This is a genomic window from Desulfovibrio piger (genome assembly GCF_012843875.1).
Lineage (GTDB): Bacteria > Desulfobacterota > Desulfovibrionia > Desulfovibrionales > Desulfovibrionaceae > Desulfovibrio.
This window is the reverse complement of record NZ_JABAFY010000001.1, coordinates 94,749-115,898: the sequence shown is the minus strand read 5'-3', so window position 1 is coordinate 115,898 and position 21,150 is coordinate 94,749. Positions and strand designations below refer to the sequence as shown.

Here is a 21,150-nt window from a genome sequence, read left to right as displayed (position 1 = left end):
GGAAAGGGCGGCGCTGTGGAAGGCCCCACCTCCCTTGATGATTCCCTGTCCGGACGGCTCCTGTCCTTCTGATTCGGACAGGAGCTTTGTCTGCGCCCTGTTTCTGCCTCCGCAAGTCCTTTATTTTCACTCCGCAGATTGACGGCCCGCATGGGGGCTCCTATGCTGGGACGGCGACAGTGTCGCCAAAGAGACAGCCTGTGGAGGGAACATGAAAATCAGGGACTTCGGACTGGAGATCTTTTTTGGACGGTATGAATTCAGCGCGCCGTATCTGCTGGCGCAGTCGGACTGCGAGTCCCTGAGCATCCGCGAGTTGCTGGCTCTGGAGCCGGGCGCGCAGGAAGACTTTCTGGACACCTGGCTGGGCTACAGCGAGAACGACGGTGCTCCGGCCCTGCGGGAGGCGGTCTCCGGCCTGTACACGCAGTGCGGTCCGGAAAACGTGCTGCTGCATGTGGGCGCGCAGGAGGCCATCTTCGGAGCTCTCAACGTGCTGGTGGAGCCGGGCGAGCATGTGATCTGCCAGTTCCCCACCTACCAGTCCCTGTACGAGGTGGCGCGGGCCGCGGGCTGCGAGCTCTCCCTCTGGCCCCTGCATCAGGGCGAGGACGGCTGGTATTGCGACCTTGACGAGCTGGAGCGGCTCATCACGCCCAGGACGCGCCTGCTGGTGCTGAACACGCCCAACAATCCCACCGGCAGCGCATCTGCGAGCTGGCCCGCCGCCACGGCCTGCGCATCCTGGCCGATGAGGTCTACCGGGGCCTGGAAGCGCCGGATGCCGTGCCCCCGGCCTTTTGCGACATCTACGAACGGGCCTTTTCCGTGGGCGTGCTCTCCAAGGCCTACGGCCTGCCCGGCCTGCGTGTGGGCTGGATCGCCTCGCAGGAACGGGACGCCATCGGCGCCCTGAGCCGCTACAAGAATTATCTCAGCATCTGCTGCCCCACGCCTTCCGAAGCCCTGGCCCGCATCGCGCTGAAGCACGGCCCGGCCGTCCTGGCCCGCAACCGGGAGATCATCGCCCGCAATCGCCGGATCGCCGCCGACTTCTTTGCCCGTTACGACCACGTGTTCCTCCACAATCCGCCCCAGGCCGGTCCCATCGCTTTCCATGGCCTGCGGCCGGACTTCGTGGCCCGCTTCGGTTCCGCACTGGCTTTTTGCGAACACCTGGCCCAGTCGGCCGGTGTGCTGCTCCTGCCCGGCAATGTCTATGACATGGACGCGCCCTATGTGCGCATGGGCTACGGCCGCGCCAACTTTGCCGAGAACCTGGCCGTGCTGGACGGCTGGTTGCAGCAAAACGGTTAAGCTCAGGGAGGGAGTTTCCGGGAGGGAAGTCTCTTTCCCGCACCGTAAGGGGATCGCTTCCCCACCGCGCATTATGAAAAAAGGACGCCATGGCGGCGTCCTTTTTTACGGGGGCTCCAAGGGAGGAAGCGATCTGGATGGGGCCCCCGTCAGGCCGGGATGTCCCTAACTACGAGGCAGCGACGGGGACCTGTGCCCGTACCTGAAAGTTTTTGGGGAGAGGGGCCCGGGGGAGAGAGCTTTTGTTTGCAAAGAGTCTCTCCCCCGGAGTGTCTGTCATTCTTACAAGGGCGGCATCTCGCCTGCCTGGCCGCGTGCGGCTTTGTCCAGCCAGTCGGCCCAGCGGCAGCCGGTCTCGATGAGCCTGTCCTGCGACAGACGGGTGCTGTCATACAGGATGAGGGCCGAACCGCTCAGGGGGTTGAGCTCTATGTCCCGCACACCGTCCACACGCAGGAGGGCGGCGCGGGCTTTACCGGCGATGGCGGCGTCACGCAGGGCAGGGTGCCGGACGCGCACGCGTCCGTCCATGAAGCTGCGGACATATTTCACGAAGCGCAGGCTGTCGAGCATCAGGCGGCCTCCAGCTGACGGGCGTGGCGACCGGGCAGATGCGGCCGCATGGCATTGAGTGTCACGCCCAGGGTCGTCAGGTTATGCAACAGAGCCGAGACGCCGGGCGTCAGGATCATGAACAGGCCCCCGGCCAGGAACATGCTGTTGAGCAGCATGGTGGCCGCAAAGTTGATGTGGATGCGCCGCAGGGTGGCCCTGCCCAGCAGCCGGGCCGTGATGAGCCCGCTGAGGTCCGGCCGGGTGAGCAGCACATTGGCCACTTCGCGGGCCAGGTCGGCGCCGTCGCACATGGCCACGCCCACATGGGAGGCGGACAGGGCAGGCGCGTCGTTGATGCCGTCGCCCACCATGAGGACCTTGCAGCCCTGGGCGGTGAGGTCGGCGATGACGTCGGCCTTGTCGGCGGGCAGGACCTGCGAACGGTATTCCTTGAGGCCCAGCTTGCCGGCCACGGCACGGGCGGTACGCTCGTCGTCGCCGGTGAGCATGAGGATGCGGCGGAAGCCCAGCTCTTCGAGCTGCTTGAGGACCTGCGGGCATTCGGGACGCAGGGGGTCCTCGATGGCCAGGAACCCGGCCAGCTTGCCGTCGATGGCCAGATAGAGCAGCGAGCGTCCCATCCGGGCCTGGGCGTCGATCTCCGCCTCCAGGGGCGAAAGGTCGATGCCTTCGTCGCATTCGATGTAGTGGCGGCTGCCCACACGCACGGCCTTGCCGTACAGGGTGGAGGCGATGCCGTGGGCCACCACATATTCCACCTGGGCGTGCTCTTCCTCATGCTGCAGGCCTTCTTCCTGCGCGCAGCGGACAACGGCGCGGGCCACAGGATGGGGGAAGTGCTCCTCAAGGCAGGCCGCAAGGCGCAGGACCTCGTCCCGGTCATGACCGGCGGCGGGGATGACCTCCACCACATGGGGGCTGGCGTTGGTGAGGGTGCCCGTTTTGTCGAAGACCACGGTATCGGCTTCGGAAAGGGCCTCCAGGAAACGGCCGCCCTTGATGACCACGCCGTGACGCGCGCCTTCGCGCATGGCGGCCAGCACGGCCAGCGGGGTGGCAAGACGCAGGGCACAGGAATAGTCCACCAGCAGCACGGAAGCCGCCTGCATGGGGTTGCGGGTGATGAGCCACACAAGGCCCGCCAGGGCGAAGGTGAAGGGCACGGCCATGTCGGCCATGCGTTCGAATTTGCCCTGGATGCCTGCCTTGAGGGCCTCGGATTCTTCGATGAAGCGCACCACCTGCTTGAGGCGGGTGCCGTCGCCCACATGGGTGGCGCGGATGACGAGATGTCCCTGCTCCACCACCGTGCCCGAGTAGACGGCAGCGCCCTTGCTGCGGGCCACGCCCAGGGGCTCGCCGGTCATGCTGGCCTGGTTGACCACGGCCTCGCCGTCCTCGACGATACCGTCCACAGGGATGGAGCCGCCGTCGCGGACCACGACCAGATCGCCTTCACGCACATCGGAGAGCGGGACGCTGGTCTCCACACCATCGGCCAGTACCCAGACGGTATCCACGTTGAGCGCCAGGCTCTCGGTCAGGCTGTCCATGGAGCGGCGGCGCGTCCAGTATTCCAGGGCCTCGCCCAGTCCCAGCAGCAGGGTCAGCACGGTGACGGTACGGAAGTCGCGCCGCAGCAGGGAAACACCGATGGCCGCGGCATCCAGTACGTCGACATTGAGCTTGCCCTGGAGGAGCGAGGCGAGGCCCTTTCGCAAAAAGGGAAGGGCTCCCATGACACTGCTGGCCACACGCAGCTTGAACGGCAGGAAAGGACGGACGAAGAGGAAGCGCATCAGGGGGCCGAAACCGTGGGCCCCCATCTCGTCCTCATCATGGGCCGGCAGGCGGCTGCCGGAAGCGTGCCGTTCGAGGCTGCTTTCCAGCTCCTGGGTCAGGGTGGCCAGGACGCTGCCGTCATTGAGGGCACCGGCGTCCTGGGCAGCCAGGGAGCGGAGCACGTCCTGCCGGGCCTGCGCATGCCGGTAGAGCACGAGGACGCTGGGCACGCGCGGATTGACCCGCACGCCTTCCACGCCGTCGATGGCATCCAGAGTATCGGCCAGGATCTCGGCCTGCACCTGTGTCATGGGGCGGCAGGCACGCGCACGCAGCCGTCCGGCCCCGTTGGAGCAGCTCAGTTCATGAACCAGAAAAAAGCGCATGCGCGTGCCCTCATCAGGCCTGAGGATCGGCAGCTTCGGCCTTGCGCTTGTCAGCGGCCTGACGGGCTTCGGCGGCCAGATCTTCCATATCTTCCTTGACGGCTTCCACCTTGCTCATGATGGCGTCTTTCATGTCCATGCCGCGGCTCACCAGATCGGTGGCCAGGGGTTTGAGATCGAGCTTGCCGCGGGTGACGGCAACGGTGCCCACGACGCCCAGCGCCAGACCACCCAGGAAAAAGAGACCGTATTTCAGACCGTTGTTCATGCTTGTGCCTCCTTTTGCACAGGTAAAAGGATACAGAGGGCCATCCGGGCCATATTCTGGCACGGCCCGGACAGCAAAAGACGCACGATTGGGAGAAGAGAGGGGCTAGTTGGAGACGTCGACGGTGATGTGGTCGGCTTCGCTGTTGCGCAGGGTGACGGTCACGCCGGAAAGGCGCAGCGCAACGGGGTCTTTGAGGGGCGCGCGGCCCACGACGGAAACGGTGGTCCCGGGGATCAGGCCCATGTCCCGGATGCGGCGGCCCATTTCTCCGAGGGCTTCCACCGTGGCGATCCTGCCGCTCTGGCCGATCTGCATCTGACGAAGGCTGATGATGTCGCTCATGATCTTCTCCTTTGCTGGTACGGGCCCGGAGCAGGGACCGGCATACCTGCGCAGTACGATCCGGCCGGGACGATCCCGACCGGGCTTGGGGGGCGGCTGATCCGGCATGTCGAACCGCTACTCCGGGCTTGCAAAGAAGCATGGCGTAAACTAGGATGAGTGTCAAGAAAAAAGAAAATCACTTTCATTTTTCTTTTGACCTGTATGTAAAATTTTTTATCTTTTCATTTTAACCTTTTACCCCAGGAGTGCTCTTATGGAAGAAGCCTGTCTCGCTACAGGGGACCTGGCTGTCCCCGCACGGCCCGCGACCAAAAAGCTCAGCGGGCGCAAACTGGCCATGCGCATCATGCTCGGTGCGCTGGGGGCATCGGTGGTGCTGGGCTTTGCCGGCAACAAAACGGCCCATGTGCTGACCGGCGCCGTGTTCAGCGCCCTGCTGGCCGACCACGTCTGGAAGCGCCGCAAGGCCCTGTAAGGATCGTCACATGGAGCGTCCTTCCGACGGGAATGCGGCTTTGCCCGCTGCTTCGGGGGCGGCCGTCCCCCGGTGGAAAGCCCTGCTGGCCACGGGTATCCGGCGGCTGGCGGTCTGGGGAACGGGCCTGCTGGCGGCCCTGGTCGCCCTGCTGGCCCTGGCCCAGATCGTCTGCCTGGCCCTGTGTCTGCTGGCTCTGGTGGTCCTGGCCCTGTGTTTCCTGATGGCTTCCTATCCCGAGGAATGCCGCCAGTTCTGGCGCATGCTGCGGGAGACGCACGCGGAGGGACGCGGCAACGATTCCTGAACCTTGGGGGCGGCCGTTACGGCCTGGGGGGCCGGCCGCTCCGCCGGGGAAAGGAGCCCGCAGGAGGCTGCGGACAAAAAAAGACCCCCCGTCGGCGGGTGGTCTTTTTTCGTATCAGGGAGCGGGGGAGAGCCTATTCCTTGGGCTGGTCCTCGTCGGGCAGGTTGGCCGTCTCGTGCTGGCCCTGCAGCAGGTTGCGGTGACCGACGATGATGTGGTCGAGCACTTCGGGCTTGGCCAGGGCCGTGGTATCGCCCAGGTCGTCATAGACGTTGCCCGCGATCTTGCGCAGCATGCGGCGGATGACCTTGGCGGAACAGGTCTTGGGCATGGCTTCCACGAACTGGATGTATTCGGGGGAGGCCAGGGCGCCGATGTCGCGGCGCACGGTGTCGCGCAGCTTTTTGCGCACGTCGTCGCTCCAGGGCACTTCGTCACGGGTGACAACATAGGCGTAGATGCCTTCGCCCTTGAGGGCATGGGGCATGGGCACCACGGCGGCTTCCGCCACTTCGGGGCAGGAGGCCAGCACGGCCTCGATCTCGGCGGTGGAGAGACGGTGGCCGGAAACGTTGATGGAATCGTCCACGCGGCCCAGGATCCAGAAGTAGCCGTCCTCGTCCACTTCGGCGCCGTCGCCGGACTCATAGCAGCCGAAGCGCGAGAAGTAGGACTGGTACTTTTCTTCGTCGTTGTAGACGCCCTGCATCATGCCGGGCCAGGGCTTGCGGATGACCAGATGGCCGCTGCGGGTGGAGCCGTCGCCGTCTTCCTCGTCACGGGTGGCGCTGCCGCCCATGACGGCCGCGTCGATGCCGGGCAGGGGTCGCGAGGCCGAGCCGGGCTTGAGCTTGGTGGCGTAGGGCAGGGGGCTGATCATGGCACCGCCGGTCTCGGTCTGCCACCAGGTATCCACGATGGGCAGCTCGCTGCCGCCGATGTTCTTGTGGTACCAGTGCCAGGCTTCGGGGTTGATGGGTTCGCCCACGGAGCCCAGGATGCGCAGGGTGCGCAGGTCATAGCGTTCGGCCCAGGCTTCGCCCAGACGCATGAGGGAACGGATGACCGTGGGGGCCGTGTAGAGGATGTTGACGCGGAATTTTTCCACGATGCGCCAGTAGCGGTCCGGCTTTGGCCATGTGGGCACGCCTTCGAACATCACCACGGTGGCGCCCAGGGCCAGCGGTCCGTACACGCCGTAGGTATGGCCGGTGATCCAGCCCATGTCGGCCGTGCACCAGTAGACGTCGTCGTCGCGCATGTCGAAGACCCATTGCGTGGTATGCGCCGCATAGGTCAGGTAGCCGCCCGTGGAGTGCATGATGCCCGTAGGCTTGCCGGTGCTGCCGCTGGTATGCAGCAGGAAGAGCGTGTCGTTGGCGTCCATGGGCTCGCAGGGGAAGTCCACGTCCAGGGTGAAGTCCTCGATGAGGTCATGCCACCAGATGTCGCGGTTGGGGGTCATTTTCACGTCGTAGAGGTCGGCGTGGTTCACCACCACCACGTGGGCCACGGAGGGGCACTTTTCCAGGATGGGGTCCAGGTTGGCCTTGAGGGGCTTGATCTTGCCGGCGCGGATGGCGGCATCGGCGGTGATGACGACCTTGGCCTTGGAGCCCTGGATACGGCTGCGCACGCCGCCTTCGGCATAGCCGGAGAAGATGGCCGTATGGATGGCGCCGATGCGGGCACAGGCCAGCATGGCGATGACCAGCTCGGGGATCATGGGCATGTACAGGGCCACACGGTCTCCCTTGTTGATGTGCAGGGAGCTCAGGGCGTGGGCCACACGGCAGACCTCGGTATAGAGCATCTGGTAGGTGAAGCAGCGCACGTCCATTTCCTTTTCGCCCTGCCAGATGAGGGCGGCCTTGTTGCGGCGGCCGGAGATGAGGTGCGGTCGATGCAGTTGAAGGCGGCATTGAGCTTGGCGCCGGTGAACCATCTGTACTTGTGCCGCGCTTCGTCGGCCTCCAGTACCTTGTCCCAGCGCTTGAACCAGTGGATCAGCTGCGATGCGCGTGCACCCCAGAAGTCATTGGGGTCTTCCAGAGCTCGCCGGCAGATGGCGTCGGCTTCGTCCTGACCGCAGATCCACGCGGACGACTTGCCGTGCTCGGGGGGGGAGGTAGCTACGCTTCTCGGTTAAGAGAGTGGTAATCCGTTCCTGGGACATGATGGCAACTCCATAAGCTTAAGACTGCAAACAACAGTGGAAAATCATCCATGCTACCGGCGTAAAGTGATTTCTTACGGGCGTCAAGGGCCGGAAAACTGTTTGTGCTACCAGTTATTGTGGAGAAAAAAGGGACAAGGAGCTGAAACAGAGTGCAACAAAACGGCAGCAGGCACCGGTATGCATGGGAATGCTGAATAGTGAAAAAAATCCCAATCTGGAACGATTTTTTATGAAATTTTTTAAAATTTTTCCATATTCGGAACGAGAGCCTGCTTTTTGTGCAAAAAATGCATGGCGGCAGAGAAAATGACCGGCAGCACGGCCGGAAAATGAAAAGGGCGGCCTCATGACGAGACCGCCCTGAAAAGCAGGATGGAGATGGCGCAAGGATCAGTCCACGGGGCGCATCCAGCCTCCCTCCAGCAGGAGGGCGGCAAGACGGCTCACCGGCAGGCCCACCACCGTGGACCAGGAACCGTGCACGCTTTCCACCAGAAAGGCCCCCTGGCCCTGGATGGCGTAGGCCCCGGCCTTGTCGGCCGGTTCGCCGCTGCGCACATAGGCGCGGAGAACGTCTTCAGGCCAGGCATGGAAGCGGACGGCGCTGGTATCGGCAAAGCCCGCGCTGCTCCCGTCGGGGAAAAGGCAGCAGACGCCGGTGATGACCTCATGCTCGCGGCCGGAAAGGCGCCGCAGCATGTCCAGGGCGTCCGCATCGTCAGCGGGCTTGCCCAGGATGTCGTGGCCCAGGGCCACCACGGTGTCGGCGGCCAGGATCAGGTCGTCGGCCCCGGCATCCGCCGAGGCGGCCACGGCCCGCGCTTTGGCCGTAGCGGCACGCAGGGCGTAGGCGGCGGGCGTTTCCCCGTGTTCGGGGCGCGGTTCCACCCCGGTGGGACGGACGATGGTATAGGGCAGGCCCCATTCATCCATGAACTGGCGGCGTCGCGGCGAGGCCGAAGCCAGCACAAGCCGGATGCCGGGCCGCAGGAGGAAAAGGGGCTGGAGCGGGGCCGTGTTCATCGGCCCGCCTGATGGGGCCAGTTCTGGCGGGGCCAGTGGCGCAGCAGTTCCTTGCCTTCCATGTCGTAGACGTGGAAGCAGCCGTCCTCATACAGGCCGTAGCTGCGGGGGAATCCGCCCTTGGGCAGGCTGAGGGAGCCGGGGTTCCAGAAGTGCAGGCCGTCCAGGCTCTCGCCGCGCGGGATGTGGGTATGGCCGCGCAGGATGACCGTGCCCGGGGCAAAACCCGGCAGAGGCGGGTTCTCCGGCAGACGGTGGCCGTGGCTGGCGAAGATGCGCAGGGCGTCGGCCTCTATCCAGGCATTCTCCGAAACGGCGAAGGGCGTGAGCATGATGTCCACTTCGGCGTCGCAGTTGCCGCGTACGGCCGTGACCGGGCAGGGCAGATGGTTCAGGCGGTCCAGTTCTTCCAGCACGGAGCGGGTGTCATAGCCGCCGGGCAGGGGGTTGCGCGGACCGTGGTAGACCAGGTCGCCCAGCAGCACCAGCATGTCGGGCGACAGGCGTTGGGCCGTATCACAGAGGAAGCGCAGGCTGTCCAGCGAGCCGTGCAGGTCGGAAGCGATGAGCAGACGCATGGACGGCCCTAGCCTTTGTGTCCCTCATCCCAGCGGGCGCGCTCCACAGCGGCGTCCACCAGCATGATGGGGATATCGTCACGCACGGGATAGACCACGTTGCAGGCCGGGCAGGCCAGGCCTTCGGGATGCTCGGCAGAGGGCAGGGGCTCCAGAGAGCCCATGCAGCGGGGGCAGGCCAGAATCTGCAGCAGTTCCTGTGTGTTCATCATGATGTTTCCTTGTCTTTGGGGGCAGCGGCCCCCTGTTTTGCGAGGGCAAAAGCATAGCTTTTTGCCGTCCGTTCTTCAAGACAAAGCTGCCGGGACGACCTGCGGGAAAGCGTGACCTGACGGGCCCTGCGGACCTTGCCACGGGAGTGCACAGCTTGCTTTTTTTTCATAAAGTCGTAGTTTACTTGAAAAGAAAAAGATAACTGTCAGGGATGAAAGCATGCAATTCATTGATTTACATACGCATTCACAGGCCTCTGACGGAACGGACAGCCCCGGGCAGCTCGTGCGTAATGCCCAGATCCAGGGGCTGGCGGCGGTGGCGGTGACCGATCACGATACGGTCTCCGGCCTGGACGAAGCCGAGGCGGCAGCCCGTGACCTGGGGCTGGAATTCGTGCGTGGATGCGAACTGTCGACCAGTACGGAGCTGGGCGAGATGCATATGCTCGGCCTGTGGCTGCCCCGGGATCTGGCTCCCCTGCAGGACAGGCTCCAGTATCTGCGCCGCAAACGCAGCGAGCGCAACGTCCGCATCGTGGAAAAGCTCCAGGGCCTGGGCGTGGAGATCGAGCTCGACGAAGTGCTGCACGAGGCCCGCGGTGAGAGCGTGGGGCGCCCGCACATCGCTGCCGTGCTGGTCCGCAAGGGCTATGTGAAGGACGTCAGCGAGGCCTTCAAGGAATATTTGGGCTATTACGGCCGCGCCTATCTGCCCAAGGAGGTCCTGCAGCCCGAAGAGGCCGTGGAAGTCCTCTCTTCTCTGGGGGCCACGGTCTGCCTGGCCCACCCTATGCTGCAAAAGCTGCCCGAGGGCTGGCTGGAAGCCTTCATCGAACGCCTCCTGCCCTGCGGGCTCACGGCCATCGAGGCCTATCACAGCGAACATTCCGAGGCCGCTTCCCGGCGCTGCCTGGAGCTGGCCCGCCATTACGGCCTGGGCGTCAGCGGCGGCTCGGACTATCACGGTACCAACAAGCCCCGTATCCGTCTGGGCAAGGGCTACGGCTCCCTGCGCGTGCCCTACAGCGTGCTGGAAGAGCTGCGCGAGATGCGCGCCCGGCGCGGCCTGCCCTGCTAGGGCGTGGCGACCTGTCCGCAGTTTGCTTGTGGGGGAAGGGAAACCTCTCATCTCCGCTGTCGATGCCCGTAACGCTCCTTCGTCGTTAACGGGCACGGCCTGCGGCTGCCTTCGCTCGCTGCTCGCGCGAGTTTTTTCCCTTTCCCCAAGCCCCATCCTTTCCCCAGCGCGCTTTTTCAGATGGGCGCTGGCTCATGCGGCGGGCATCCTTCTTTGGGGATGTGTGCTGGCATCCTTTATTTCATTGGAATACAACGGAGAGTTGCGTTGAAAGGCCCGGGGAAAAGGGGGGCTTGAGGAGGCTCACCCCTCTTTCCGTGAGCCTCATGCGGCCCGTATGTGCAACGGGGCCGGTGGGTAGCGTCTTCATGGCGGGAGCGTCCTGCGCGGCCATGCTGTGCCCTTCCCGTTCCCGTGCCTCTGGTTATTCTGTCCGTATCTGTCTGCCGCACATCTTCCACTGTCGGCGGATGCAAAAAAGCGGGGCCCTCTTGAGAGGGTCCCGCTTTTTTCGTCAGTGATGGTCAGGAGCGGCTAGACTTTGCCCATGCCGCAGCACTTCTTGTACTTCTTGCCGCTGCCGCAGGGGCAGGGATCGTTGCGGCCCACGCGGGGCTTGGCCTTGGCGGGCTGGTTGCCGGCATCCGTGGTCTGGCTGCCGGAGTAGGCCAGGTCGTCGTTCTCCTTGTGGCGCAGGCTCAGGGTGGGCTTGGCCTTGGGGGCTTCCTGCTGCGGAGCTTCGGCCGGGGCATTGCCCTCTTCCACGGCGTCCTCGGCAGGGGCGGGTTCGGCGGGCTGCACATGCACGCGGGTCAGGGCGCGGAACACGCCTTCGCGGATCTGGAAGAGCATGGACTGGAACATCTCGAAGCCTTCACGCTTGTATTCCAGCTTGGGGTCCTTCTGGCCGTAACCGCGCAGGCCGATACCGTCACGCAGGGCGTCCATGTTGCGCAGATGTTCCTTCCAGGTGCGGTCCAGTTCTTCCAGCAGGAAGTAGCGCAGGATGTCCTGGTACAGGGGACCGGCTTCTTCGCGCAGCTGCTGGAAGATCTGGTGGATGCATTCCTCACAGCCGGCACGGTCGGGCACGGGAGCATCGGCCGCCAGCACGCGGCCCAGGTTGAAGACGTCGGCCAGACGGGCCTGCAGGGCCTTGCGCAGCTCGATGGCCGTATCGGTATCGGCCTGCTCCAGCGGCGTGTAGGCATCGTCCAGGATATCGTTGCGGAACTCGCTCAGCACGGGTTCCAGATCTTCTTCCACCATCATGTCGCGGCGCAGGGTGTAGATGACCTCGCGCTGCTGGTTCATGACGTTGTCGTAATCCAGCAGGGTCTTGCGGATCTCGAAGTGGTGGGCTTCTACGCGCTTCTGGGCGCTTTCCACGGCGCGGGTGACCATGGTGTTCTCGATGGCTTCACCATCCTTGAGGCCCAGCTTCTCCATGAGGCCGCTGATGCGGTCGGAGCCGAACAGGCGCATGAGGTCGTCTTCCAGCGAGAGGTAGAAGCGGGAGGAACCGGGGTCGCCCTGACGGCCGGAACGGCCGCGCAGCTGGTTGTCGATACGGCGGCTCTCGTGGCGTTCGGTGCCCAGGATGTGCAGGCCGCCCAGTTCCAGCACGCCTTCGCCCAGCACGATGTCCGTACCGCGGCCGGCCATGTTGGTGGCGATGGTCACATGGCCCTTCTGGCCGGCCTGGGCCACGATCTCGGCTTCACGGGCGTGCTGCTTGGCGTTGAGCACGCTGTGCGGGATGTTGAGCTTTTTCAGGCGCTGGGAGAGCATTTCCGAGGTCTCGATGGAGATGGTGCCCACCAGCACGGGCTGGCCCTTTTCGTACAGCTCGCGGATGGCCTCGATGATGGCATCGTACTTTTCCTTGCGGGTACGGTAGATGAGGTCGGGGTAGTCCTTGCGCTGCATGGGCTTGTTGGGCGGGATGGAGACCACTTCCAGATTGTAGATCTGGTGGAATTCCACGGCTTCGGTATCGGCCGTACCGGTCATGCCCGCCAGCTTGTCATACATGCGGAAATAGTTCTGGAAGGTGATGGAGGCCAGGGTCTGGTTCTCGGCGGCGATGGTGACGTTTTCCTTGGCTTCCAGGGCCTGGTGCAGACCGTCGGAATAGCGGCGGCCGTCCATGAGGCGGCCCGTGAACTCGTCCACGATGACCACCTTGTCGTTCTGCACGATGTAGTCCACGTCGCGCTTGAAGACGTGATGGGCCTTCAGGGCCTGCAGGATGCAGTGCTGCTGGGTGATGTTGGCCGGGTCGAAGAGGTTGTCCACATGCAGCAGGGCTTCGCAGTGGGCCACGCCTTCCTCGGAGAGCATTGCGGTGCGGGCCTTCTCGTCCACGGTGTAGTCTTCGGGGCCCAGCTGGCGCACGATCTGGTCCATGGCGCGGTACATGCCCACGCTTTCGTCGGAAGCGCCGGAGATGATGAGCGGGGTACGGGCCTCGTCGATGAGGATGGAGTCCACTTCGTCCACGATGGCGAAGTTGTGGCCGCGCTGCACCAGCTGCGTGGCGTAGAACTTCATGTTGTCGCGCAGATAGTCGAAGCCGAACTCGTTGTTGGTACCGTAGGTGATGTCGGCGCCGTAGGCTTCCTTGCGGGCCTGGTCGTCAAGACCGTTGACGATGACGCCCACGGAAAGGCCCAGGAAGTTGTAGAGCTTGCCCATCCACTGGGCGTCGCGGGTGGCCAGGTAGTCGTTGACGGTCACCACATGCACGCCCTTGCCGGAAAGGGCATTGAGGGCCACGGGCAGGGTGGCCACCAGGGTCTTGCCTTCACCGGTCTTCATTTCGGCGATCTTGCCGCGGTGCAGCACGATGCCGCCCACCAGCTGCACGTCATAGTGGCGCATGCCCATGACACGGCGGGAGGCTTCGCGGACCAGGGCGAAGACTTCGGGCAGAAGGTCGTCCAGGGTGCGTTCACCGGCCTGCACCTGCTGGCGGTATTCCGCCATGCGCTGGGCGAAGTCCTCGTCGGCCAGTTCCTGCATCTGGGGTTCGAGCGCGTTGATGCGCGCCACGATGGGGCGCAGGCGGCGCAGGTAGCGGTCGTTCTTGCTGCCGAAAATCTTTTTGAAAATGAAACCGAACATGCGTTCTCCTCGTTTGGCGGGATGGCCTGCCCCGGGGCAGGCGCGCGACCGTGTGCATCCTGAAAAAAACGGACGGGCCGTGCGTGAAAGGGCCCGGCACCGGGGGCCGGGCGTCACAAACGGTCGCGCATGCCGTAGAAGTAAGGTCAAAACACGGCTTTGGCAATGCACCGAGGGGGAAAAATGCCCTCACGGACAGGAGAAAGCGCGTCTGGCGACCAGCTGGGGCGGGGGAGGGCTGTGGGGAAAAGCTGCAGCAGGCTGCCCAGCGGGAGCGGGATCTTCATTGGGCAGGGCCGGACTTGCCTGCCTGCGGGAAGAGCCGGGCCGGGGAAGATCAAGGGGAAGGCCAAGGGGAAGGGAAGAGCAGGAGGGAGGGGCTTCCCCGTTAAAACAGGGGCCTCTTCTTTAAAGAAGCTTGCCCGCAGGCCCTGCCTGTTGAGGCAGGAAACTGCGGGCGATACGGGCAGCCACGGGCATCCGAAGCTTCTGCCGCTGTCACCATCGTCCTTGCGGGCAAGGGCGGCCGCGGTTCCGTGCGGATGCGGCAGCAGGGCAGAGGGCTCCTCCCTGAACGGCACCGGTCTAGGCTTCCGGGCCGTGTTCCTGTTTGATGACGGCTTCGGACTTGATGCGGTCCAGCAGCTCGGCAAAGGTGGCTTTGACGTTCTCGCGGATGTCACCGGCCACCACCAGCAGGAGCAGGTCGTCACCGGGCTGCAATTCCCCTCCATTGGCCTGGGCCACGATGGCGAAGATGCCGGGGCGCTGCTCCATCTCATGACAAATGGCGTCCATCTTGGCCTGGTCATGGCTGACGGTGATGGAGCTGACCGGCGCATGATCCTTGCGCGACCAGCCGCGGACAACGCCATTGTGTACCAGCATCATGCCCACATGGTCGGTGAAGCCGGGGCGGGCCTTGAGTTCCTGCAAAACCTTGTTGACGTCCATACTGACTCCTTTGTCTGCGGTGCCGGATCGGTCCGGCGCAGGAGCAAGCATACACGGCCCAAGCCCGTGGATAAAGGGCGGACGGCGCGGAAAACAGCTTTTTGTGCCAATCTTCATCTTATAATACGCTGGAATGATTTGAGAATAAAAAATATTACTTATTTTTGCGCTAGGTATTGATTTTTTAATTAAGAATCATTACTATTCAAAAAAGCACATGGAGGAGTATATGAACCGCCTGCAAGATTATGCTCTTTATGATATTTCCTGGAACCTGAGCCCTGAACACGCCGTGACCATGTACCTCGAATGGGGCAACAACGACTGGCACTCCGAATATCCGCCCGTGCGCTCCAAGGAAGATGTGTCCCACTACTTCGTGGTGGACAGCTGGGGCAAGGAACCCGTCATCCGCCTGGTGCGCCGCAACTCCGAAAACGCTGAAGACCTGTTCACCATGCCGCTTCCCCACCACCTGCTGTCCGAATACGAATCCGTGCACGGCAAGTGGCGCGGCATCAGCGAACCCACCCCCGCCATCAAGAGCTGGCTGCGCCACGAACTGGGCCAGTAGACAGCTTTGACGTCATAACGAACCTTTCTTCTTCATTCCCTCCTCAAACCCATAAACCTCCACACCAAACGCACCAGACAGGGCCCCGGCAACGGGGCCCTTCGTCTTTTGGGGGCCGGGATACTCTATGTCATCCCGGCCAGGGCAGTTGCCCGCGGGCTCTGCGAGAGGGGCGGCGGGGCACGATGGCCTGTCCGCATCCCTGCCCGGACGGAAGAGCCGCAGCGGAGCGGTCGACCGTTCGCAAGCTTCCCCGGACGGCGGACATAAAAAAAGCCGGTGGCTTTGGCCACCGGCTTTTTCATATCTGTCAGGCGCGTGCCTTACTTGTTGGTCTTGAGGAAGTTCTTGGCACGGGCCGCTTCGGGCGAGTTGGGGTACTTCTTGATGAGCTCGTTCATGCGGGCCTTGGCGGCGGCCTTCTGGTTCATCTTGCTGAAGCAGATGCCCTGCTTCAGGTAAGCGCCCGGAGTACGGTTGCTCTTGGAGAACTTGGTGATGACCGTGTCGTAGGCCAGGGCGGCGTCAGGGAACTGGTTGCGCTGGAAGTAGCACTCGGCCAGATAGTACTGCGCGTCGGGAGCCATGCTGTGCGTGGGATAGTTCTTCATGAAGTCGGCGAAAGAACGCTGGGCCTCATCGTACTTGCGGGCCTGGAAGGCATTGAGGCCGGCGTCATACAGGGCCAGCGAGATGTCCTTCTTCGCAGCGGGCTTGGCTTCGGGCTGGGGCGTGGGCTGGCCCCAGGTGCTGCCCGCAGCGGCCGGAGCGGCGGCAGGAGCAGCGGCGGCATCACCGTAAGGGCCGGTAGCCAGACCGGCGGCGGCACCGGCTGCTGCACCGGCAGCGGCACCAGCGGCGGGCGCGGCATAGGGGTTCTGCTGGGGCTGGAACAGGGGCGCATTGGCCTGGGGCGCGGCGGCATGGGCCGGAGCGGCGCCACCGGCGGCCATGGGCTCGCCCAGGTTGAGGTTGAGGGCCATGCTGGTCTCCACCTGGCGCAGGGCGGCATCATGGGCACGCACGCGTTCAGCCAGGGCAGCGGCACCGCCCACGTTCTTCAGGTCGTCCACCAGGCCCTTGAGGGTGTTCAGTTCCTGGCGCATGGCCTGCACCTGGTTCCAGACTTCGGCCTGGGCAGGCTGCATCTGGCGCAGCAGGGTATCGTGTTCCTGCACGCGCTGCTCAAGATACATGCTTTCGTTGGCAGCGTTGCTGCTGCCCTGACCCACGCAAGCGCCCAGCATGGCGGTGGCGCAGATCAGGCCACACAGAGGAAGAAGACGTTTGCTGTTCATAGAGTCTTGGTCTCCCGTTTTAAAGTTTTTCACCGGCGTGCTTGCGACCGGCGAAAATATAGATCAGGCCCCCCAGCACAGGCAGGAAAACAGCGATGACCAGCCAGATGGCCTTTTGCTGGAAGGATGAGAAGCGGTGGTTCCAGATATGCCAGATGCTCCAGAGGTTGGGCAGGATGGGGATCAGGGCCACCAGGACGTGCCACCAGGCAAAGGTCATGATTTTTTCTCCTTGCTCTTTTCCGGGGCTTCCGGGGTGCGCCAGATGACGATGCAGGCCAGGAAGGCACCGACGCAGATGGCCATGTCCGCCACGTTGAAGGCGGGCCAGTGCCACTGCCCCACATAGACATCCACAAAGTCGATGACCGCCCGAAAGCGGATGCGGTCCACCAGATTGCCCAGTGCGCCCCCCAGCACCAGCCCCAGCCCGGCACTGAGCCAGGCATTGAAGCGGGAGCTGCGCAGCAGGGCCACGATGGCCACGGCGGCCACCACGGTCGCGCCCAGGAACAGCCAGAACTGCCACTGGATGTCGGAACGGTTCAAAAAGCCGAAGGCAGCGCCCCGGTTGTGGACCAGCACCAGATCCAGCAGGCCGGGGATGACCGTCACGGGCTGCAGGGGATCGATGGCGGCCACGGCCCACCACTTGGTCAGCTGGTCAAGGACCAGCGCCAGCAGGCCGTAGCCGCCCAGGATCGTATATTTGCGCATTACGCCTCAGGCAGTTCCGCCATGACCTTGGCACAGCGGGGGCAGAGGGTGGGGTGCGTGGGATCGCTGCCCAGTTCGGTGCTGTAGATCCAGCAGCGTTCGCACTTTTCACCGGCGGCCTTGGCCACGCCCACGGCCAGACCGGCCACTTCGGCGTCCTGCACGGCGTCGGCCGGAGCTTCGGCCAGGGGCGCCAGATGCAGCTGCGAGACGATGAAGAAGGCGCGCAGGTCGGTGTGCAGGCCTTCCAAGCGTTCACGCAGTTCGTCGGCCACATAAAGGGTCACGCTGGTATCCAGCGAATGGCCCACCACGCTGTCGCGACGCAGGGGCTCGATGGCGCGGGTCACGGCGCCGCGCACGGCCAGCAGCACGTTCCAGTCGTCGCGCACGCCGTCTTCCAGCAGATAGGGCTTGCTGTCCACGGGCGGCAGGGCAAAGACGGTGGGCACGTCGTCGCGCAGGTCGTTGGGCAGGTGGTGGAAGATCTCTTCGGCGGTGAAGGACAGCACCGGGGCCATGTCGCGCACCAGCATGCAGAGCAGGTGGTATAGGGCGGTCTGGGCCGAGCGGCGTTCCTTGCTGGCGGGAGCGGAGGAATACAGACGGTCCTTGAGGATGTCCAGATACACGGCCGAGAGGTCGGTCACGCAATAGTTGTGCAGGGTGTGGTAGACCTTGTGGAAGTCGTAGGTCATGTAGGCATCCTGCACGCGGTCATGCACCTGGGCGGCGGCATGGAGCGCGTAGCGGTCCAGAGGCAGCAGCTGGTCCAGGGGCAGCAGGTCGGCGCGGGTCAGGTCGTTGATGGTGCCCAGGATGAAGCGGCAGGTGTTGCGGATACGGCGGTAGGCATCCACCAGTCGGCCCAGGATCTGTTCCGAGATGCGGATGTCTTCGCGGTATTCCACCGAGGAGACCCACAGGCGCACGATCTCGGCGCCGTACTTGTCGATGAGTTCCTGCGGGGCGATAACGTTGCCGATGGACTTGGACATCTTGCGGCCGTCGCCGTCCACCACATAGCCGTGGGTCAGCACGGCCTTGTAGGGCGGATCGTTACGGGTGCCTTCGGCCACCAGCAGGGAACTGTGGAACCAGCCGCGGTGCTGGTCCGAGCCTTCCAGATACAGGTCGGCAGGCGCGGAGAGCTCGGGGCGGCTCTCCAGCACGGCGGCGAAGCTGGTACCGGAGTCGAACCACACGTCGAGGATGTCGTCTTCCTTTTCCCAGTGCTGGCCGCCGCAGTGGGGGCACTTGAGGCCTTCGGGCACGATCTCTTCCAGGGGCGCTTCATACCAGTAGTCGCAGCCCGTGGGGTGCTTGGCGAAGCGGTCGGCCATCTCGTGCATCCACTTGGCGTCGTTCCAGGCTTCGCCGCAGTCCTTGCAGAGCAGGGCCATGATGGGCACGCCCCACTGACGCTGGCGCGAGATGCACCAGTCGGGACGGGACTCGATCATGTTGTAGATGCGGTCGCGGCCCCAGGCGGGGATCCACTGCACCTTGGTGTCGATGGCGTTGAGGGCCTTCTTGCGCAGGTCGTTCTTTTCCATGCTGATGAACCACTGGGTGGTGGCACGGAAGATGACCGGCTGCTTGCAGCGCCAGCAGTGCGGGTAGGAGTGGCTGATCTTGGCGGTCTTGAGCAGGGCGCCCACTTCGGTCAGCTTTTCGATGACCTTGGGGTTGGCTTCAAAGACGTTGAGACCGGCGAAAAATTCCACGGACGGCAGGAAGCGGCCCGCATCGTCCAGGGGCGAGTAGACGTCCAGCTTGTAGGCCAGGCCCACTTCGTAGTCCTCGCGGCCGTGGCCGGGAGCGGTGTGGACGCAGCCGGTACCGGCATCCAGGGTCACGTGGCGGCCCAGGATCAGGGGGGACTGGCGGTCATAGAAGGGATGACGGGCGATGAGGCCTTCCAGCTCCTGACCGGTGGCGCGGCCCACCACGGTCACGTCTTCCCAGCCGAAGGACTTGGCGCAGCCTTCCAGCAGCTCTTCGGCCAGCAGGTACTGGCAGCCGCCGGTCTCCACCAGCACGTAGGTGAACTCGGGATGCAGGCAGACGGCCATGTTGTCCGGCAGGGTCCAGGGCGTGGTGGTCCAGATGACCACATAGGCGCGGGACGGATCGGCGCCGGGGATGCGCTGGGCCAGGGCGGCGTCGTTGAGGGCGAAGCGCACGAAGATGGAGGGCGAGGTATGGTCGCCGTATTCCACTTCGGCTTCGGCCAGGGCCGTATGGCAGGAGCAGCACCAGTAGATGGGCTTCTTAGCGCGCACCACACCGCCCTTGTCCACGAACTTGGCCAGTTCGTGGGCCGTGGCGGCCTCATAGGCGGGGTTCATGCTCTTGTAGGGATCGTCCCAGTTGCCCAGCACGCCCAGGCGCTTGAACTCCTTGCGCTGGATGTCGATCCACTTGCCGGCGTAGTCGCGGCACATCTTGCGCACCACGTGGGCGGGCAGGGTCTTTTTCTTTTCCTTCAGTTCCTGTTCCACCTTGTGCTCGATGGGCAGGCCGTGGCAGTCCCAGCCGGGCACATAGTGGGCGCGATAGCCCTGCATGTTGCGCGACTTGACCACGATATCCTTCAGGATCTTGTTCAGGGCCGTGCCCATGTGGATATGACCGTTGGCATACGGCGGGCCGTCATGCAGGACGAACGCACCCTTGTCGGTGCAGTTCTCGATCATGGCTTCACAGGCTTTGGTTTCTTCCCACTGCTTGAGCTGCTGGGGCTCGCGCTGGGCAAGATTGGCCTTCATGGGGAAGGCGGTCTTGGGCAAATTCAGGGTTTTTTTATAGTCGCTCATGCTGGCTCCTCAGGCAATGTAAAAAGCGCCTAAGTTTCGGCAAATACGTTTGTAAAGTCAAGGAAAGGGCAGCAGGAAAGGCCGCCCTGACGCGCTTTTCCGCCGGAAAACGCAGCCGGGGACACGGCCGCTGCCCGGCACATGCGGATGCGGGCTTTTCCGGGTGGGCCAAAGGCCCCGCCGGAGGCAGGGAAAGCTGGCGGAAACGGCCGCGGACGGCGGAGAGGGGACAGGGGGGCGGGAGCGTACTGGTGAATGGCCGGGCCCAGCTGCAGGATGATGAAAAGGGCTTTCCCACGGGAAAGCCCTTTGCTGTCGCTGCGGATCAGAACAGGGGTTTCTGCCCTTCGATGGCCTCGGCCACCTCGCGCAGGGCCGCCAGGCTCTCCTGGGCCTGCTCAGGGGTGAGGCTGTGCAGGGCGAAGCCCGCGTGGACGATGACGTAATCACCGACCTTGGGCGGCTCGGGCAGCAGGAGCATGGAAGCGGTAAGGTAGGTCTGGCTTTCGCCCACACGCACGCGGGCCATGCCCTGTTCCTGGAGTTCGACCACCTGGGCCGGAATGGCAAGACACATGACTCTTCCTCGATGGTTAACAGGTACTGTCGGGATCGTTCCCGGCGTATTGGCGGGACAGGCGCAGGATCTCCTTGCGGACCTCGTCCAGATAGGCGGGGAAGCGTTCCTGCACGACGGGGGAAAGCTCCATGCTCCAGGAGGTGTAGTCCGCGGGCTCCATGCCCATGACGGTGAGGTTGGGGCGGGAGCCGTGGAGCATCTCGGCCATGCGCAGGGAATCCAGCAGGTCGATATCGTGGATGGAGAGGCGCTGCTTCTCGTTGTCCACCAGCTGGTTCTCGGTCAGATGATAGACCGTGCCGGGTCCGGCATGGCCATGGACGATGTCCAGGATGAGCACATGGGCAAAGCCCTTGAACAGATAGAAGACATCCTGGGTGAAGGTACCCGCTTCCATGATGGTGACGTTTTCGGGCCAGGATTCCCCGGCCAGGGTCTGGGCGGCGTGGACGCCGACACCGTCGTCGGTGAGGAGCAGGTTGCCGATACCCATGACAAGCACTTTGTCCATACTATCCTCGGTACAGGAGTTGCGCCCGCTGGGGGCGGG

19 protein-coding genes and 2 pseudogenes are annotated in these 21,150 nt (G+C 63.9%); 5 read left to right on the top strand and 16 right to left on the bottom strand.

The annotated features are described in order from the left end of the window. The first annotated feature begins 211 nt into the window (after nt 1–211). Nucleotides 212–1,317 (top strand): annotated as a pseudogene (locus HF854_RS00535) (aminotransferase class I/II-fold pyridoxal phosphate-dependent enzyme). 282 nt (nt 1,318–1,599) lie between these two features. On the opposite strand, the gene HF854_RS00530 reads toward HF854_RS00535, so the two are convergent. The 4 genes from HF854_RS00530 to HF854_RS00515 all read right to left on the bottom strand — a co-directional run bounded on the left by HF854_RS00530 (nt 1,600) and on the right by HF854_RS00515 (nt 4,674). Beyond that, on the bottom strand, nt 1,600–1,890 hold the full coding sequence (locus HF854_RS00530) for an HMA2 domain-containing protein (protein WP_168934525.1): 291 nt from the start codon (nt 1,888–1,890) through the stop codon (nt 1,600–1,602). Next, nucleotides 1,890–4,061 carry a heavy metal translocating P-type ATPase gene (locus HF854_RS00525; protein ID WP_168934524.1) on the bottom strand — a complete coding sequence of 724 codons (2,172 nt, stop codon included), beginning with the start codon at nt 4,059–4,061 and terminating at the stop codon, nt 1,890–1,892. The genes HF854_RS00530 and HF854_RS00525 overlap by 1 nt, the downstream gene beginning before the upstream one ends. Before the next feature lie 13 nt (nt 4,062–4,074). Then, nucleotides 4,075–4,329 (bottom strand): DUF6110 family protein, encoded by a 255-nt coding sequence (locus HF854_RS00520; protein WP_168934523.1) that lies wholly within the window; start codon nt 4,327–4,329, stop codon nt 4,075–4,077. 105 nt (nt 4,330–4,434) lie between these two features. After that, on the bottom strand, nt 4,435–4,674 hold the full coding sequence (locus tag HF854_RS00515) for a FeoA family protein (protein WP_168934522.1): 240 nt from the start codon (nt 4,672–4,674) through the stop codon (nt 4,435–4,437). A 256-nt stretch (nt 4,675–4,930) separates the two neighbouring features. On the opposite strand from HF854_RS00515, the gene HF854_RS00510 reads away from it, so the two are divergent. Together HF854_RS00510 and HF854_RS00505 are read left to right on the top strand one after the other, a co-directional pair. Then, nucleotides 4,931–5,152, top strand: coding sequence for a hypothetical protein (locus tag HF854_RS00510; protein ID WP_168934521.1), 222 nt, complete (start codon nt 4,931–4,933; stop codon nt 5,150–5,152). Between the two features lie 10 nt (nt 5,153–5,162). After that, entirely contained in the window at nt 5,163–5,459 is a 297-nt protein-coding gene (locus HF854_RS00505; protein WP_168934520.1) for a hypothetical protein, read from the top strand. Nucleotides 5,460–5,592: 133 nt separating this feature from the next. Here HF854_RS00505 and acs read toward each other — a convergent pair. The 4 genes and pseudogenes from acs to HF854_RS00485 form a co-directional block, all read right to left on the bottom strand. Then, nucleotides 5,593–7,635: pseudogene (acs, locus tag HF854_RS00500) on the bottom strand (acetate--CoA ligase). A gap of 393 nt (nt 7,636–8,028) precedes the next feature. Then, nucleotides 8,029–8,661, bottom strand: coding sequence for a Maf family nucleotide pyrophosphatase (locus tag HF854_RS00495; protein WP_168934519.1), 633 nt, complete (start codon nt 8,659–8,661; stop codon nt 8,029–8,031). Further along, entirely contained in the window at nt 8,658–9,239 is a 582-nt protein-coding gene (yfcE, locus tag HF854_RS00490; RefSeq protein ID WP_168934518.1) for a phosphodiesterase, read from the bottom strand. Before yfcE ends, HF854_RS00495 begins: the two co-directional genes overlap by 4 nt. 8 nt (nt 9,240–9,247) lie before the next feature. After that, entirely contained in the window at nt 9,248–9,451 is a 204-nt protein-coding gene (locus HF854_RS00485) for a Trm112 family protein (protein WP_168934517.1), read from the bottom strand. Nucleotides 9,452–9,671: 220 nt separating this feature from the next. Here HF854_RS00485 and HF854_RS00480 point away from each other — a divergent pair, with 220 nt between their 5' ends. Continuing rightward, nucleotides 9,672–10,532, top strand: coding sequence for a PHP domain-containing protein (locus tag HF854_RS00480; RefSeq protein ID WP_168934516.1), 861 nt, complete (start codon nt 9,672–9,674; stop codon nt 10,530–10,532). Nucleotides 10,533–11,066: 534 nt separating this feature from the next. Here HF854_RS00480 and secA read toward each other — a convergent pair. Both secA and HF854_RS00470 read right to left on the bottom strand, forming a co-directional pair. After that, nucleotides 11,067–13,658, bottom strand: a complete 2,592-nt coding sequence (gene secA, locus HF854_RS00475) for a preprotein translocase subunit SecA (RefSeq protein ID WP_168934515.1) — start codon at nt 13,656–13,658, stop codon at nt 11,067–11,069. Nucleotides 13,659–14,243: 585 nt separating this feature from the next. Next, the gene (locus tag HF854_RS00470) at nt 14,244–14,612 is read right to left on the bottom strand and encodes a molybdenum cofactor biosynthesis protein MoaE (protein ID WP_168934514.1); all 369 of its coding nucleotides are present in this window, start codon (nt 14,610–14,612) and stop codon (nt 14,244–14,246) included. Nucleotides 14,613–14,841: 229 nt separating this feature from the next. Here HF854_RS00470 and HF854_RS00465 point away from each other — a divergent pair, with 229 nt between their 5' ends. Further along, nucleotides 14,842–15,186, top strand: a complete 345-nt coding sequence (locus HF854_RS00465) for a DVU0772 family protein (RefSeq protein ID WP_168934513.1) — start codon at nt 14,842–14,844, stop codon at nt 15,184–15,186. Between the two features lie 323 nt (nt 15,187–15,509). On the opposite strand, the gene ybgF is transcribed toward HF854_RS00465, so the two are convergent. From ybgF to hysD, 6 genes are all read right to left on the bottom strand, one after another. Further along, nucleotides 15,510–16,484 (bottom strand): tol-pal system protein YbgF, encoded by a 975-nt coding sequence (gene ybgF, locus HF854_RS00460; RefSeq protein ID WP_168934512.1) that lies wholly within the window; start codon nt 16,482–16,484, stop codon nt 15,510–15,512. Nucleotides 16,485–16,503: 19 nt separating this feature from the next. Continuing rightward, nucleotides 16,504–16,704, bottom strand: coding sequence for a PLDc N-terminal domain-containing protein (locus HF854_RS00455; protein ID WP_006006176.1), 201 nt, complete (start codon nt 16,702–16,704; stop codon nt 16,504–16,506). Then, nucleotides 16,701–17,201 carry a signal peptidase II gene (gene lspA, locus HF854_RS00450; protein ID WP_168934511.1) on the bottom strand — a complete coding sequence of 167 codons (501 nt, stop codon included), beginning with the start codon at nt 17,199–17,201 and terminating at the stop codon, nt 16,701–16,703. Before lspA ends, HF854_RS00455 begins: the two co-directional genes overlap by 4 nt. Further along, on the bottom strand, nt 17,201–20,020 hold the full coding sequence (gene ileS, locus HF854_RS00445) for an isoleucine--tRNA ligase (RefSeq protein WP_168934510.1): 2,820 nt from the start codon (nt 20,018–20,020) through the stop codon (nt 17,201–17,203). The genes lspA and ileS overlap by 1 nt, the downstream gene beginning before the upstream one ends. Nucleotides 20,021–20,345: 325 nt before the next feature. Further along, nucleotides 20,346–20,597 (bottom strand): HypC/HybG/HupF family hydrogenase formation chaperone, encoded by a 252-nt coding sequence (locus HF854_RS00440; protein ID WP_006006184.1) that lies wholly within the window; start codon nt 20,595–20,597, stop codon nt 20,346–20,348. 16 nt (nt 20,598–20,613) lie between these two features. Next, a complete protein-coding gene (gene hysD, locus HF854_RS00435) occupies nt 20,614–21,111 on the bottom strand; it encodes a NiFeSe hydrogenase maturation protease (RefSeq protein WP_006006186.1) in 498 nt (165 codons plus the stop codon). Nucleotides 21,112–21,150 lie beyond the last annotated feature (39 nt).

Excerpts from the sequence above, each read along its gene's own strand:
- HF854_RS00495 (WP_168934519.1), bottom strand. The coding sequence starts at position 8,661 with ATGAACACGGCCCCGCTCCAGCCCCTTTTCCTCCTGCGGCCCGGCATC.
- HF854_RS00510 (WP_168934521.1), top strand. The coding sequence starts at position 4,931 with ATGGAAGAAGCCTGTCTCGCTACAGGGGACCTGGCTGTCCCCGCACGG.
- HF854_RS00465 (WP_168934513.1), top strand. The coding sequence starts at position 14,842 with ATGAACCGCCTGCAAGATTATGCTCTTTATGATATTTCCTGGAACCTG.
- HF854_RS00505 (WP_168934520.1), top strand. The coding sequence starts at position 5,163 with ATGGAGCGTCCTTCCGACGGGAATGCGGCTTTGCCCGCTGCTTCGGGG.
- HF854_RS00525 (WP_168934524.1), bottom strand. The coding sequence starts at position 4,061 with ATGCGCTTTTTTCTGGTTCATGAACTGAGCTGCTCCAACGGGGCCGGA.
- HF854_RS00515 (WP_168934522.1), bottom strand. The coding sequence starts at position 4,674 with ATGAGCGACATCATCAGCCTTCGTCAGATGCAGATCGGCCAGAGCGGC.
- HF854_RS00480 (WP_168934516.1), top strand. The coding sequence starts at position 9,672 with ATGCAATTCATTGATTTACATACGCATTCACAGGCCTCTGACGGAACG.
- hysD (WP_006006186.1), bottom strand. The coding sequence starts at position 21,111 with ATGGACAAAGTGCTTGTCATGGGTATCGGCAACCTGCTCCTCACCGAC.
- yfcE (WP_168934518.1), bottom strand. The coding sequence starts at position 9,239 with ATGCGTCTGCTCATCGCTTCCGACCTGCACGGCTCGCTGGACAGCCTG.
- ileS (WP_168934510.1), bottom strand. The coding sequence starts at position 20,020 with ATGAGCGACTATAAAAAAACCCTGAATTTGCCCAAGACCGCCTTCCCC.
- HF854_RS00485 (WP_168934517.1), bottom strand. The coding sequence starts at position 9,451 with ATGATGAACACACAGGAACTGCTGCAGATTCTGGCCTGCCCCCGCTGC.
- HF854_RS00520 (WP_168934523.1), bottom strand. The coding sequence starts at position 4,329 with ATGAACAACGGTCTGAAATACGGTCTCTTTTTCCTGGGTGGTCTGGCG.
- HF854_RS00530 (WP_168934525.1), bottom strand. The coding sequence starts at position 1,890 with ATGCTCGACAGCCTGCGCTTCGTGAAATATGTCCGCAGCTTCATGGAC.
- lspA (WP_168934511.1), bottom strand. The coding sequence starts at position 17,201 with ATGCGCAAATATACGATCCTGGGCGGCTACGGCCTGCTGGCGCTGGTC.
- HF854_RS00455 (WP_006006176.1), bottom strand. The coding sequence starts at position 16,704 with ATGACCTTTGCCTGGTGGCACGTCCTGGTGGCCCTGATCCCCATCCTG.
- secA (WP_168934515.1), bottom strand. The coding sequence starts at position 13,658 with ATGTTCGGTTTCATTTTCAAAAAGATTTTCGGCAGCAAGAACGACCGC.
- HF854_RS00440 (WP_006006184.1), bottom strand. The coding sequence starts at position 20,597 with ATGTGTCTTGCCATTCCGGCCCAGGTGGTCGAACTCCAGGAACAGGGC.
- ybgF (WP_168934512.1), bottom strand. The coding sequence starts at position 16,484 with ATGAACAGCAAACGTCTTCTTCCTCTGTGTGGCCTGATCTGCGCCACC.
- HF854_RS00470 (WP_168934514.1), bottom strand. The coding sequence starts at position 14,612 with ATGGACGTCAACAAGGTTTTGCAGGAACTCAAGGCCCGCCCCGGCTTC.